At 40.0% G+C, this 13,317-nt stretch carries 14 protein-coding genes; all 14 read right to left on the reverse strand.

The window, feature by feature from the left end:
• Entirely contained in the window at window positions 1-414 is a 414-nt protein-coding gene (locus T375_RS05890) for a hypothetical protein (RefSeq protein ID WP_044936261.1), read from the reverse strand.
• Window positions 415-506: 92 nt separating this feature from the next.
• A complete protein-coding gene (locus T375_RS05895) occupies window positions 507-2,981 on the reverse strand; it encodes an endonuclease MutS2 (RefSeq protein ID WP_044936262.1) in 2,475 nt (824 codons plus the stop codon).
• A gap of 19 nt (window positions 2,982-3,000) precedes the next feature.
• On the reverse strand, window positions 3,001-3,657 hold the full coding sequence (locus T375_RS05900; protein WP_044936263.1) for an HAD family hydrolase: 657 nt from the start codon (window positions 3,655-3,657) through the stop codon (window positions 3,001-3,003).
• A 137-nt stretch (window positions 3,658-3,794) separates the two neighbouring features.
• Entirely contained in the window at window positions 3,795-4,415 is a 621-nt protein-coding gene (locus T375_RS05905) for a cytidylate kinase-like family protein (RefSeq protein WP_033152996.1), read from the reverse strand.
• A gap of 13 nt (window positions 4,416-4,428) precedes the next feature.
• The gene (locus T375_RS05910; protein ID WP_033152994.1) at window positions 4,429-5,133 is read right to left on the reverse strand and encodes an ABC transporter ATP-binding protein; all 705 of its coding nucleotides are present in this window, start codon (window positions 5,131-5,133) and stop codon (window positions 4,429-4,431) included.
• A gap of 27 nt (window positions 5,134-5,160) precedes the next feature.
• Window positions 5,161-5,919, reverse strand: a complete 759-nt coding sequence (locus T375_RS05915) for an ABC transporter ATP-binding protein (RefSeq protein WP_044936266.1) — start codon at window positions 5,917-5,919, stop codon at window positions 5,161-5,163.
• Window positions 5,919-6,992 (reverse strand): branched-chain amino acid ABC transporter permease, encoded by a 1,074-nt coding sequence (locus T375_RS05920; protein ID WP_330371738.1) that lies wholly within the window; start codon window positions 6,990-6,992, stop codon window positions 5,919-5,921. The genes T375_RS05915 and T375_RS05920 overlap by 1 nt, the downstream gene beginning before the upstream one ends.
• 9 nt (window positions 6,993-7,001) lie before the next feature.
• Window positions 7,002-7,883 (reverse strand): branched-chain amino acid ABC transporter permease, encoded by an 882-nt coding sequence (locus T375_RS05925; RefSeq protein WP_044936268.1) that lies wholly within the window; start codon window positions 7,881-7,883, stop codon window positions 7,002-7,004.
• Window positions 7,884-8,117: 234 nt separating this feature from the next.
• A complete protein-coding gene (locus tag T375_RS05930) occupies window positions 8,118-9,305 on the reverse strand; it encodes an ABC transporter substrate-binding protein (protein WP_044936271.1) in 1,188 nt (395 codons plus the stop codon).
• 121 nt (window positions 9,306-9,426) lie between these two features.
• A complete protein-coding gene (locus T375_RS05935) occupies window positions 9,427-10,122 on the reverse strand; it encodes a pseudouridine synthase (RefSeq protein WP_044936272.1) in 696 nt (231 codons plus the stop codon).
• Window positions 10,122-10,994: a methionyl aminopeptidase gene (locus tag T375_RS05940; protein ID WP_044936754.1), complete on the reverse strand. Its 873-nt coding sequence runs from the start codon at window positions 10,992-10,994 to the stop codon at window positions 10,122-10,124. The genes T375_RS05935 and T375_RS05940 overlap by 1 nt, the downstream gene beginning before the upstream one ends.
• 19 nt (window positions 10,995-11,013) lie before the next feature.
• Window positions 11,014-11,724, reverse strand: coding sequence for a hypothetical protein (locus T375_RS05945; RefSeq protein ID WP_044936273.1), 711 nt, complete (start codon window positions 11,722-11,724; stop codon window positions 11,014-11,016).
• A complete protein-coding gene (locus T375_RS05950) occupies window positions 11,721-12,824 on the reverse strand; it encodes a coiled-coil domain-containing protein (protein ID WP_049960316.1) in 1,104 nt (367 codons plus the stop codon). Before T375_RS05950 ends, T375_RS05945 begins: the two co-directional genes overlap by 4 nt.
• 209 nt (window positions 12,825-13,033) lie before the next feature.
• Window positions 13,034-13,273, reverse strand: a complete 240-nt coding sequence (locus tag T375_RS05955) for a Veg family protein (protein ID WP_033152984.1) — start codon at window positions 13,271-13,273, stop codon at window positions 13,034-13,036.
• Window positions 13,274-13,317 lie beyond the last annotated feature (44 nt).

Here is a 13,317-nt window from a genome sequence, read left to right on the forward strand (position 1 = left end):
TTACATATTTCGATTAAATGACACTACTAACACATCATCAGTTTCTTCATCCTCAACAAAGAAATCTGTTATTTCTACTCTGCGAAGCTGTCCATCGTCACCTTCCTGAATAACTCTGATTTCTACCTTATCGGCGCCCTTTTCATGCTCCTTCAAAAGATTCTCTCTAGAAAATGTTTTCTTAAATAAATCTTTATCCATATCATGGATGGTGGTACACCCCGACTCTATTAATTCATCGAAGGTGCCAGCAACGCTGCACTTAGTGGATGTGAAATTCTCACTCGTAAGCATGTAGTATGTGTTTTGTGTCAGATTACCCAATATTAAAAGTGGGTATTTCTTAAATACAGCCTGATTTAAAAGGCTATTTAAATGATCATCTGTTAATAATTCTTTTCTATTAGTCTCCATAATGCTCCCCTTTATTTCTCGACAACTTTATATAATATACTTCTATTGTTGAAAAATTGCAAGGATTAACATTATATAGTAAATCTTTTGAACTACTTAAACGTTACAATTGTGACACCTGCATCACCTTCGCCAAACTCTCCAAGATGGAATTCTGCTACGTTTTTACACTTGCGAAGATACTGCTGCACACCTGCTCTAAGAGCTCCTGTTCCTTTACCGTGAACAACACGAACAGATGTAAGGTGACTGATATATGCATCATCAAGGTATTTTTCAAGCTTCGCTATACCTTCATCTACTGTACAACCAAGAAGATTGATTTCCGGTGAAATAGATGCTGCTTTGTTGAATCCACCGTAAGTCATATTCTTGACTCTGGTTCCCTTCTTTGGAACAAATTTATCTTCCTCTTCGATAAGTACCAAATCTTTGATATTTACTGTAGATTTCATAATACCCATCTGAACAGTAACATCTCCCTTGGCATTAGGCGCAGTGCATACATTACCAGTTAGATTCATAGACAATACCTTTACCTTATCTCCCACATGAAGATTTGTTGGTACATTATGATTCTCCTGAACCTCAACCTTTTCTTTTGCTTTGCTCTTTGATTTATTAATACCTTTACCAAGGGCTGCACGTTTTGCTTCCATTGCGGAAATGTTGCCGCCGCCCTTACCAAATTTATTAAAGTCACGAATAGTTTCGTCTGCAATATCCTTTGCTTCCTGAAGGATTGCTGCTGCATCCTCGTGAGCCTGACGAATAAGCTCTTCGCGCTGTGATTTAATTTTTTCTTCTTTTGCTGTGGCATTAGCAAGCTTTGCTTCTGCTTCCTTTAAGTCTGCAGCTGCCTTTGCCGCATCTTCCTCCACCTGGTGACGCTTCTGCTCTAAGTCAACCATCAAATCTTCGAATGATCTATCATCCTCTGAAAGACGGCCCTGGGCGTCATCTATTAAATCCTGAGGAATTCCAAGCTTTGATGAAATTGCAAAAGCGTTGGATTTTCCCGGCACACCAATTATCAAATGATATGTAGGGCTAAGTGTTTCAAGTGAGAATTCGCATGAAGCGTTCTCTACTCCTTCTGTCGAAAGAGCATAAACCTTAAGCTCACTGTAGTGAGTAGTTGCCATTGTGCGTACATCCAAGGTATGTAATCTATCAAGAATAGACTGAGCTAATGCTGCACCTTCCTTTGGATCTGTACCAGCGCAAAGCTCATCAATAAGAATCAAGAACTGTGGAACCTTAGCTTCCTGATTAGTTCCATATATTACCTTTGAGTGATGCAAATCTTTTTGAGTCTTTGCAAGCATTTCCTCTGTCTCATGGGAATAGCTTCCACTGTTTATTGCCTCAAGAATGTGGACAATGTTTACCATATGAGATGAGAATGTTGATAAGGACTGTTCAATTGACTGCTCATCTCCAATATCTGCGTATACATCATCGAAAACAGCAATCTGGCTTCTATCCTTTGCTGGAATGTGAAGGCCAGCCTGTGCCATCAAAGTAAGAAGACCACATGTCTTTAGCGAAACTGTCTTACCACCTGTATTTGGACCTGTAACAAGCAAGAGATTGTAATCTTCACCAAGCTTGATATCTGTAGCTACAACCTTTTTAGGGTCCAATAGTGGATGTCTTGCACCTCTAAGATTAATGATTCCATCCTCGTTAAACTCTGGATTGCTGGCGTTAAGCTCGATTGCATAACGACCCTTAGCAAGAATGAAATCGATTTCTGTAAGAAGCTCAAAGTTTCTGATGATACCTTCTGATGATTCTGCAATTCTGTTTGAGATATTTGCAAGAATGCGGGCAATTTCATCCTGTTCACGAACCTGCAACTCTCTCAACTCATTATTTAAATCAACAGCCTGCATTGGCTCAATAAAGAATGTGGAACCTGTAGATGACTGGTCGTGTACCATTCCAGGAACTCTTGATTTAAAATCTGAGCGCACTGGTAAGCAGAATCTGCCGCCACGTACTGTAACAACTGGCTCCTGCAAGTAGCCACGTGTAGTTGTATTGTTGAGAAGAGAATTCATAACTGACTTAATCTTGTCGTTTGTTCTTTTCATTCCCATACGAATGTCATACAAAGCTGTGCTGGCATCGTCGGCAATTGTCTCTTCGTCGATAATACATCTTCTGATTTCGTTTAAGATGGCCACCTCTGGTGAAAGGCCATTAAAATAAAATGTTAATGCATCTTCCTCTTCCATCTGCTTGCCATAGGTTGCAACTCTTTTTGTAACCTCAAGAACTGAAGCCACTGCAAGAATCTCTTCTATGGTAAGGCTTGAGCCAAGCTCCAATCTGGCAAGGGATGGCCGCAAGTCTGTGGTGCCGCTAGCGCTGACATCTGAAAACTTTACAAGACGATTAAAAGCACAAGCTGTCTCCTGCTGCATTATTTTGATTTCTTCTATATCGTTTATTGGCAATAGCTCAAGGCATCGTTTCTTTCCCGCCTCACATGTTGCCAATTCTGCAAGTCTATTTATTATTTTGTCATATTCAAGTGTCTTTAATACTTTTAAATTCATTTAATCACTCCTGATTGGGTTAGGCTTCAAATAAGCTTTTCATATCCATTAAACTATCTAGTCGTGCATATAAAATCTTTTGCAGTTCTTCGTCTGGCTCAGATAAATCCGGAATCATTATTACATTACATCCCGCTCTATAGGCACTCATGCAACCGTTTGGAGAATCCTCAACTGCAAAAGTGTCTGCTGGATTCACCTGCAACTCTTTACATGCATAGGCGTATATATCTGGCGCAGGCTTCCCCTGCTCTACCATATCTGCGCATATAATAGCGTTGAAATAGTCGAAGAGACCGATTTTTTTAAGATATCTATGGGCACGCTCTTTATCATTTGCTGTCACAAGAGAAATAAAGATGTTATGCTCCTTAAGCCATGAAAGTGTTTCATGAACACCTGGCTTTAAAGGGATTCCTTCTTCTTTTAAAATATCCTCTACCAAAGCTTTTCGATAATCTCGAATTGCCCAATAGTCTACATCTTCGCCATACCATTCCCTAAACTTTTCGAATACGAATGGCCTTCCTAGGGAGCGAAGCTCAAGTGGCTTCTCTGGTGACATCTCATAGCCAAAATGCTTTAGTGCCTCTGGCCATGCTGACTGATAGTATTTTTCTGTATCTGTAAGGGTTCCATCTAAATCAAATAGAACTGCCTTTATTTTTTTCTCCATACAAGAATCCTTCATCCTATAATCTTAACAAAAAGACTTTAACACTGCCTACCTGCAAAAGCAAGAATTACCAGTTTTAAAGCACATTAAAAGAGAGTTGCTTTGATTGCCAAAGTAACTCTCTTTAGTAGTTAATCTTATCTGTTTTTAATATCGATGTATGACTTTACTACTTCGATTAATTTGTCATAATCCATAACTCCTGTATCTAAACAGAAATCGTAGTTCCTAGCATCATTCCAATCATGACCTGTGTAGTAACGATAGTAGTCGGCACGATGTTTGTCGATGTCGTGCATGCGTTTTATCAGCTCTTCATCTGTTCCACTGACTTGTTTGTGGAGTCGCTCCAAGCAATCGTCCTCTGATGCGTAGAAGAAAAGAGATAATACATATGGTCGATCCTTTAAAATATAATCTGCGCATCTACCAACGAAAATACAACTGCTTGTGTTAGCTATACGTTTGATAACATCCGCCGTCAGTTCGAAAAGATTGTCGTCGGAAGTAAATGCTGCATACTCAGGTGTCAATGGCATGCCTTTGTATTTGCCCTTTGCGGACATGAATATCTTTCTAACATGCTCATCAACCTGTCCGAACATCTCCTCGTTGATACCACTTTGATCTGAAGCCATACGAAGAATTTCTCTGTCGTATACAGGAATCCCCAATTCCTTTCCCAGCTTCTTTGCCAGAGTCAAGCCTCCTGAGCCATAGCTTCTAGCGATTGTGATAACTAGTTTTTTGTCATCCATGTGATGTACCCCCCTACTCACCTAAATAAGCTTTCTTTATGGAGTTGTCATTTAGAAGAGTTGTTGCATCACCAGAAAGTACTATATTGCCTGTTTCAAGGACATAAGCCCTATCCGCAATAGCAAGAGCTTTTTTAGCATTCTGCTCTACTAAAAGTACTGTGGTGCCTGCCTTTGAGATAGATTCTATGATATTGAATATTTCTTCTACATAGATTGGTGAAAGTCCCATTGAAGGCTCATCCATCAAAACTATACGTGGCTGGCTCATCAAGGCGCGTCCCATAGCAAGCATCTGCTGCTCTCCGCCTGATAATGTTCCTGCCAGCTGATTTTGACGTTCCTTAAGCCTCGGGAAGCTCTCGTAAACTCGCTCAAATGCATCTGCAATCTCACTCTTGTTACTTCTAGTATATGCTCCCATTTTCAAGTTTTCAAGTACTGTTAATCCCGCAAAAACTCTACGTCCTTCAGGCACGTGAGCCATTCCCATGGACACTATTTTATGGCCTGGAACCTTAGTAATATCTGTGCCTTCCAACAGTACTTTTCCTGAGGTAGGAGTAAGCATTCCTGAAATTGTTTGTAGTGTTGTTGTCTTACCAGCGCCATTAGCTCCGATAAGGGCAATTACCTCGCCTTCATTTACTTCAAAGCTAATGCCCTTGAGTGCTTGAATAACACCGTAATTAACAACTAAATCTTCAACCTTTAACATATGTAAACCTCTAGATTTTATTCTTAATTATTCTCCTAAATATGCCTTAATTACTTCTGGGTCGTTTAATACATCAGTTGTCTGCCCCTGTGAAAGCACACGACCAAAGTTTAAAACTGTAAGCTTCTCACAAATACCTGAAACAAGCTTCATATCATGCTCAATCAGGAGAATTGTTACGCCAAATTCTTTTCTAATCAGCGCGATTGTGTTCATCAAGTCCTTTGTCTCGTTTGGATTCATACCAGCTGCTGGCTCATCCAATAAAAGAAGCTTTGGATTTGTAGCAAGTGCTCTGGCTATTTCAAGCTCTCTTTGCTTTCCATAAGGAAGATTTGATGCTAGTACATCTGCTTCCTTATCAAGTCCAAACACCGACAAAATTTCAAGCGCCTTTTCATCCATTGCCTTTTCCACATTGAAATATTTAGGCAATCTGAAGATTCCAGTGGCTGTTCCATAGTCAAAGGAATTGTGTAATCCGATTTTTACATTATCAAGTACTGATTGATCTCCAAAAAGACGGATGTTTTGGAATGTTCTAGCTATACCAGCTTTATTGATTTCTGCAGTTTTCTTTCCTGTAATATCTTTTCCATCAAGGAAGATTTTTCCATCTGTTGGCTGGTAAATACCTGTAAGCATATTGAAAACTGTAGTCTTACCAGCACCATTAGGACCAATCAATCCATAGAGCTCTCCCTGCTCAATTTTCAAATTGAATTCATCTACGGCTCTAAGTCCACCAAAGGAAATGCCAAGATTAGTAACTTCTAGTAAGCTCATTAGCGCACCTCCTTTGTCTTTTTAAACTTGCCAACAATTGCCGCTGTAGTAATACCGTGTTCCTCACGCCACTTAAGAATTGCTGGAGCCCAGTTAAATAACATAAGTACAATCAAGACAATTGAGTAAATAAGCATTCTGTATGTCGAAAGTCCTCTAAGCATTTCTGGCAACATTGTAAGTACAACTGCTGCAATTACAGAACCAGAGAAATTACCGATTCCACCAAGGACTACGTATACAAGAATCATGATAGACATGTTGTAGCCGAAGTTGTTTGTTGTAGCTGTAAGTGAGTTGATGTTGTGAGCATATAAAACTCCACCAACGCCTGCTATGGCTGCAGAAATAGTAAATGCAACAAGCTTATATTTTGTAACTGGAAGACCTACAGTCTCTGCTGCAATCTGATTGTCTCTGATTGCCTTTACTGCTCTACCAGTTCTTGAGTTTACAAAATTGTGTGTAACAATAAGCGCAACTATCAAAAGAATAACTGCTATGGTAAATGTTGATTGTCTAGGTGTTCCTGTGATTCCCTGGGCACCATTTACAAGCATCTTGCCGGTAGGCTCCATACCAAGTGACATCTGATCCTTGATTGAAAAATGAAGTCCATTTGAATCAACACCTACATACAAAACATTAATTACGTTTTTGATAATCTCGCCAAATGCAAGTGTTACGATTGCAAGATAATCACCGCTTAATCGAAGTACTGGAATTGCAATCAAAAATCCAAATAACGCTGCCATCAGTGTTCCAATGACAAGAGCAAGGATGAAGCGTGGTACATCTGGGATGGAATCCTGGAATAACTTTGAAAAAAACGCAGATGTAAATGCGCCGACGCACATAAATCCTGCATGTCCAAGTGAAAGCTCTCCCAAATATCCAACACAAAGGTTAAGTCCAACAGCCACCAAAGAATATGCACATACTGGAACTAATAAGCCGCTCATTAAAGAGCTTAGATTTCCTGTTCCATCCATTATTGACATTACAATATAAAGAACAACTATTACTGCTAAGGTTGTTATTAATTTCTGTGTAGATTTGTTTAGTTTCTTCATTTCTGCCACCTACACTTTCTCTTTAATCTGCTTGCCTAAAATACCAGTTGGCTTAACAAGCAATACGATGATTAATACTGCAAATACGATAGCATCTGCAAGCTGACTTGAAATATAAGCTCTAGCTAAGATTTCGATTATACCAAGTAATAATCCACCAACAAGTGCTCCTGGAATAGAACCAATACCACCAAATACAGCAGCTGTAAATGCCTTGATACCTGGCATTGAGCCTGTGTATGGAGTAAGTGATGGATATGATGAGCAAAGCAATGCACCTGCTATTGCTGCAAGTCCAGAGCCGATTGCAAATGTAAGAGAAATAGTTGCATTTACGTTAATTCCCATCAGCACTGCAGCATCCTTATCCTCTGATACAGCCCTCATTGCCTGACCTGGCTTTGTGTTCTTTACAAACCACATCAATACAATCATGATAACAACGCATGTGATGATTGTAACAATGGCATTTCCTGTAATCTTTAATGCGCCGTCTGCAAATGAAAGGCCTTCCCAGTTAATAACAGATGTAAATGACACTGGATTTGAACCAAATATCATAAGTGCCATATTCTGCAAGAAGTAGCTAACACCGATAGCTGTAATCAAGACCGCTAGGTTTGTTGCCTTTCTAAGTGGTTTGTATGCTATCTTTTCTATTATCATTCCTAAGGCTGTGCAGCATACTATTGAAATAACAATAGAAACAACAGCAGGCATGCCGGAATTAGACATGCACATAAATACCACGTATGCACCAATCATGATTACATCTCCGTGGGCAAAATTCAGCATCTTTGCAATACCATAAACCATGGTATAACCAAGTGCTATAAGGGCATAAACGCTACCAAGGCTTAACCCATTAACTAAATAAGTTAAAAAACCCATAATTACTACTCTCTTTCCCGTATAATTTAAACACGATGCGGCCTCCCCCGTGTTCCTGAGGAAGGTGCTCCGCATCGTCTTTGATGTGCAATATTTAGATGAGGATGTAGCACACATTCGATGTGTACATCATTTAAGTGAGAATGTAGTTCACAAGCTCTTTCATTTCTCAAGGGAGACGTGATGTCGACCGGAGAAATCGGAAGGCTTGTGGACGTAACATCCGGACCAGGATTACTGTACAGATACGTATCCACCATCCTGGATGATGACAGCCTTTGGTGATTTAGAAACTTCACCAGCTGCATTCCATGTCATGCCTTCTCCTGTAAGTCCATCATAGTTTACTTCCTGGATTGCTGCGATAAGTGCTTCGCAGATTTCCTCATTTGAAGCCTCTGGAGTGAGATTTGCTGACTCAAGAGCTTCCTTAAGGATGTAGATTCCATCGTAAGCATCAGCTGCGAACTGGTTTGGTGTTCCACCGTACTGCTCTTCATACTTAGAAACGAATGACTGTGTTGCCTCATCCTCAGCATCAGCTGCGAATGGTGTAAGAAGATATACACCTTCTGCAAGGCTTACATCGAAGTTTTCAACACCAAGTAATCCGTCGAATCCGTCTACACCGAACATTGTTGGCTCATAGCCCATCTTGTTAGCCTGTGTAAGTACGATTGAGCCTTCTGTGTAATAGAATGGAAGGAAAAGAAGATCTGCTTCTGCATCCTTACATTTCTGAAGCTGTGTTGTAAAATCTGTCTTTGAATCAGATGTAAAAGCTTCTGTTGCTACGATTTCAAGTCCTACATTTGCTGCCTCTGTAGCGAAGTTCTGATATACACCTGTTGAATATGGATCTGAGCTATCATAGATAATACCAATTTTGCTTCCAAGACCATTTTCTGCAATGTAATCAGCTGAAACTGTACCCTGGTTAGGATCTGAGAAACAAATCTGGAATGTATTATCATGTCCCTCAGTAACACTTGTTGATGATGCAGATGGTGTAATCTGGAAGATTCTATCATTGTAAGTCTCTGCAGATACTGCTGCGCATGCGCCTGATGTTACAGTACCTTCAAGAATCTGCATTCCCCAATCCTTTAATGTGTTGTAAGCATTAACTGCCTTCTGAGGATCTGCCTCATCATCCTGGAAATTAAATGCTACCTGATATCCATTGATACCGCCTTCTGCATTAACTTCATCTACAGCAATCTGTATCGCATTCATAACACCCTGTCCGTACTGAGCAGCTCCTCCTGTAGTTGGTCCAATACCACCAATCTTCCAAGTAAGCTCTCCTGATGTGTCAACATTCTCAGACGAACCTGTTGATGCACTATTGTCCCCACATCCTGCAAACATTGTTGCTACCATTGCACCGCAAAGAGCAAGGCTTAACATTCTTTTCTTCATACTAATCCCTCCTATGACATGAAATAGGCTTTCCCCAAAAGCATATTCCACTTTCTTACTTCATCACTTTAAAGGCTAAAACCCCTCGTTGAAATTATATTAAACTTTGTAAATTAAATCGTCAATAAAAACTTTCACGCTTTAGTTCGGTGATGTGACTTTCAGGTAGTAATTCCTCGTCCAACAAAAGTGGTCCAAACGCCGTTCTTTTCAGCTCTAGCACCTGTTTTCCAACTGCAAAAAACATTCTTTTTACTTGATGAAATTTTCCTTCATGAATTGTGATATAACATGTATTTCCACCTTCATATTTGATGGTAGAAGGTGCTGTTAAGTCTCCTTCACCAATATGAACGCCATTTTCAAGTGCATTTATATCCTCAGATGTAAGAGGGCCATCCAAAGTAACAAAATACGTTTTATCTACATGTTTTTTTGGGGATAGTAATTCATGAGCCAAAGCTCCATCATTTGTGATAAGGAGCAAACCAGTAGTATCTTTATCTAATCTACCAACAGGAGCTAAGCCTTTTGGTGCATCAGGACACTTTCGGTAAAACAAATCCATTACTGTGGCTTCTTTTTTGTCCTCAGTGGCTGTAATCACTCCTTTTGGTTTATTCATCATATAGTAGTGGAACTGGGCATAAGCATAGTCTTTGCCACCATAAGAAATAGTTACACTATTTTCATCTACCTTTGTTTCAGGTTTATTTATTATTTCTCCGTCAACTAAAATAAGGCCCTTCTTTAGAAGAGCCTTTACTTCAGACCTGGTTCCGATATTTAATTCAACCAGTAATTTATCTAATCGCATCAATATGAAATTACCTCATAGCCTGTTTCTGTTACAAGTACCTGATATTCCCACTGAGCAGAAGGCTTACCGTCTAAAGTAGAAACCTCCCAACCGTTGTTAGGATCAGTTTTAATCTTTTGTGTGCCCATGTTAATCATTGGTTCGATTGTAAACATGAAGCCTGGAACTAATAGTAGTTCTGTGCCAGGAAGCGTGTTGTATCCAACCCATGGATCCTCATGGAACTCAAGGCCTACACCGTGGCCACCGATTTCACGTACAACCTGGTATCCATTTGCATGAGCATGCTCGCAAATAGCAGCACCTACATCGCCAAGGAATCCCCATGGCTTAACCTGTGCCAAGCCTAAATCGCAGCATTCCTTTGTTACTTCAACCAGCTTCTTTGTCTCTGGATCTACATCGCCAATCATAAACATTCTTGATGAATCAGAGAAATAACCATCAAGAATTGTAGAACAGTCTACATTTACGATATCTCCACTTTTAAGAATAACATCCTTAGATGGATATCCATGACATACCTGATCATTTACAGATGTACATACACTATAAGGGAAGCCCTCGTAGTTAAGTGGTGCTGGAATACCTCCCATTTTAATTGTTGTATCGTGTACGATTCTATCAATTTCAGATGTTGGCATACCTTCGCAGATAGCCTCTGCAACTGCATCAAGACATGCCATATTAATAACTGCAGATTCTTTAATCTTAGCAACCTGCTCAGGTGTTTTGAGCATATCGTGTCTTGGTACCTTGTGGCCCTTAACTGCAAAGCTTTCGATTTTTCTATCCATTGCCTCATGGCACTGTTTGTACTTACGGCCACTGCCACACCAGCAAGGGTCGTTTCTGTTTAATTTAACCATTTCTATTGCCTTTCTTCTTTTATTTCTTTTTCTTGTCCTCATCAGTTAATCCATTAATATAATTAAGCTTACTGTGGGATAATGTAATATCACCAAGCACAAGTCTATCCCAAAGTTTGTCATTAGTTTTGACCTGGTGCTGCTCCATTATCTGCTGATAATAGTATCCATCATACTTGTAGGCAGCCTGACTAGGGCCAAGCTCCTCTGCCAAATAGTTCTGATATTTTTCAGCTATGGCTGCAAGCCTGATTTGTTCGTTGATAGTTTCTTCTGAACATGGAAGCTTTTCCCATTGAATATCAAGCAAGTCCTCCCAAAAATCTGTAATTCGATATTCCAGTTCCTGTTCTTCCTCGTCTGTAAGGGTATCCATGCCTTCTGCCACTGCCATCTGATAAAAAAGATGGTCATGCACAGCCATCCCAAGCACAACCTCCTTCGCTTCCAATTGGATAAAGGTATCGTTTGTGTGAAGATTCCAGTAATCCTTGGTGTAATCAGGATTATAGATTCTAGCCTGCTCTTCTATCTTGCCTTCTTCGTAGAGGATATAAAAAGCCAAATCTTGAAATGTGATTTCCTCTGAATCAACGGTAACCGCTGTATCCTCAAGATGCTCCTGATAGTCCAGCTTTGCTCTGTTGTTTCCCATAGTAAGAAGTGCGTAGACCATTACAGCTACGCACAGAATTAACACTATAGGTTTTACGAGTTTATTGATTCTCATAGTACCCTTCGTATAGTAATTATTGAATGGCAATTAACTGATCGGTAATTAGTAATACCTGTAGCAGTACTTTGTGCTTCCACAATTGTACCTCCACCTTGGTATATTGCTACGTGTCCTGGGTAGCAAACTATATCACCGGGTTGCATATAATTGTAACTAACTTCTTGACCCACACTCCTAAATGAACCAGAAGTCATTCGCGAACCATAAGTAACGCCAAAGTTGGCTAATACCTGCTGAACAAAACCTGAACAGTCACATCCATTTGTAAGGGAATTACCTCCCCATACATAGGCATTTCCAACGAATTGGTTTGCATATGAGACAACACTGGAACCGCTAATGCCAGTAGCGTAACCAGGATTCAAATCTCCATTAACATTGTAACTTGAACTTGCTGAAGTGTTGGCACCACCGGATGTGTTGCCATTTGCTGCCGCTGCAGCTGCTGCTCTTGCTGCTGCAAGTGCCGCTTCTCTTGCTGCTATTTCCTTTGCTTCCTTCAGCTCTTCATCCAAATCATCCATCTCACCCTGCTTTTCACTAATCATAGTTTCAAGGGCTGATTCCTGAGTTGCTAATTCTGATTTGGAAGCTTCCAAACCTGCCTTTTCTTCATCAAGGGCAGTTGCCAATTCCTCGATTTCGGCTTGTGTAGCTTCGAACTGCTCAAGCTTTTCTCTATCATAGTCGTAAACGCTGCTTGCGTATTCTAGTCTATTTAAAAACTGGCTTATGGAACCAGACTCAAGTAACATTTCAAAAACGCTAGGGTCCTCAGTCTCATACATGTATTTGATTCTGAGCTTCATAGCTTCGTATTGCTCATCCCTTGCATCCTGTGCTTCCTGCAAGGCTGCTGCTGTTTCTTCTATTTCTGCTTCTGTATCTGAAATGGCTGTTTCTATTTCTGTAATCTGACTAACTAATTCGTATAAATCAGAATCCAATGTGTCGATTTCATCCTGTAAAGCATCCTGCTCCGCCTCGATTTCCGAAACAGAACGTACCGCTTTAGAAATAATTGAATCTGATGCAAGAAGACAGCCTATAAGGGCTACTCCCAAAACAGACTTAAATATTTTTTTGTATTTCATAAACACTATCTCCAAAAACCTGAGCCTTAGGCCCAATATCTAGTGCAAATTCTCATAATCTCTCTACATTATGATACAAGTTACAAGCCCAGTTTTCAATAATTTTACACAACTATTCAGATATCCTTCACAAAAAAACAAAAAAGAACCGCCGGAATAATCCGACGGTCCTACCAAATCCATATTTAGTTGTAACTAGCAAGCCAAGCTTAGCAAAGTTTCATGCGAATCTCTTTAGTAATAATATCTGTATAACTGAAAGAAAGTAACTGTGATGGGCTTGTTTCTGTGTCGTCAACTAAGATAGTGAATACACTAGGATAAGCCTCCTGTATAACACCCTGCTGGATGTCTACCTTATTACGTCCTCTGTCTAACTGAATTACAACTCTACTACCGCACTGCGATCTAACCGATTCACGTACTTTGTCAAAGTCCTCGCGTTCCATGATGTCCTCCCCCTTTTCTAGCATTTGAGTATTTAATGATATAC

The sequence above is a fragment of the Pseudobutyrivibrio sp. LB2011 genome (assembly GCF_000701765.1).
GTDB lineage: Bacteria > Bacillota > Clostridia > Lachnospirales > Lachnospiraceae > Pseudobutyrivibrio > Pseudobutyrivibrio ruminis.

Excerpts from the sequence above, each read along its gene's own strand:
- T375_RS05890 (WP_044936261.1), bottom strand. The coding sequence starts at position 414 with ATGGAGACTAATAGAAAAGAATTATTAACAGATGATCATTTAAATAGC.
- T375_RS05895 (WP_044936262.1), bottom strand. The coding sequence starts at position 2,981 with ATGAATTTAAAAGTATTAAAGACACTTGAATATGACAAAATAATAAAT.
- T375_RS05900 (WP_044936263.1), bottom strand. The coding sequence starts at position 3,657 with ATGGAGAAAAAAATAAAGGCAGTTCTATTTGATTTAGATGGAACCCTT.
- T375_RS05905 (WP_033152996.1), bottom strand. The coding sequence starts at position 4,415 with ATGGATGACAAAAAACTAGTTATCACAATCGCTAGAAGCTATGGCTCA.
- T375_RS05910 (WP_033152994.1), bottom strand. The coding sequence starts at position 5,133 with ATGTTAAAGGTTGAAGATTTAGTTGTTAATTACGGTGTTATTCAAGCA.
- T375_RS05915 (WP_044936266.1), bottom strand. The coding sequence starts at position 5,919 with ATGAGCTTACTAGAAGTTACTAATCTTGGCATTTCCTTTGGTGGACTT.
- T375_RS05920 (WP_330371738.1), bottom strand. The coding sequence starts at position 6,992 with ATGAAGAAACTAAACAAATCTACACAGAAATTAATAACAACCTTAGCA.
- T375_RS05925 (WP_044936268.1), bottom strand. The coding sequence starts at position 7,883 with ATGGGTTTTTTAACTTATTTAGTTAATGGGTTAAGCCTTGGTAGCGTT.
- T375_RS05930 (WP_044936271.1), bottom strand. The coding sequence starts at position 9,305 with ATGAAGAAAAGAATGTTAAGCCTTGCTCTTTGCGGTGCAATGGTAGCA.
- T375_RS05935 (WP_044936272.1), bottom strand. The coding sequence starts at position 10,122 with ATGCGATTAGATAAATTACTGGTTGAATTAAATATCGGAACCAGGTCT.
- T375_RS05940 (WP_044936754.1), bottom strand. The coding sequence starts at position 10,994 with ATGGTTAAATTAAACAGAAACGACCCTTGCTGGTGTGGCAGTGGCCGT.
- T375_RS05945 (WP_044936273.1), bottom strand. The coding sequence starts at position 11,724 with ATGAGAATCAATAAACTCGTAAAACCTATAGTGTTAATTCTGTGCGTA.
- T375_RS05950 (WP_049960316.1), bottom strand. The coding sequence starts at position 12,824 with ATGAAATACAAAAAAATATTTAAGTCTGTTTTGGGAGTAGCCCTTATA.
- T375_RS05955 (WP_033152984.1), bottom strand. The coding sequence starts at position 13,273 with ATGGAACGCGAGGACTTTGACAAAGTACGTGAATCGGTTAGATCGCAG.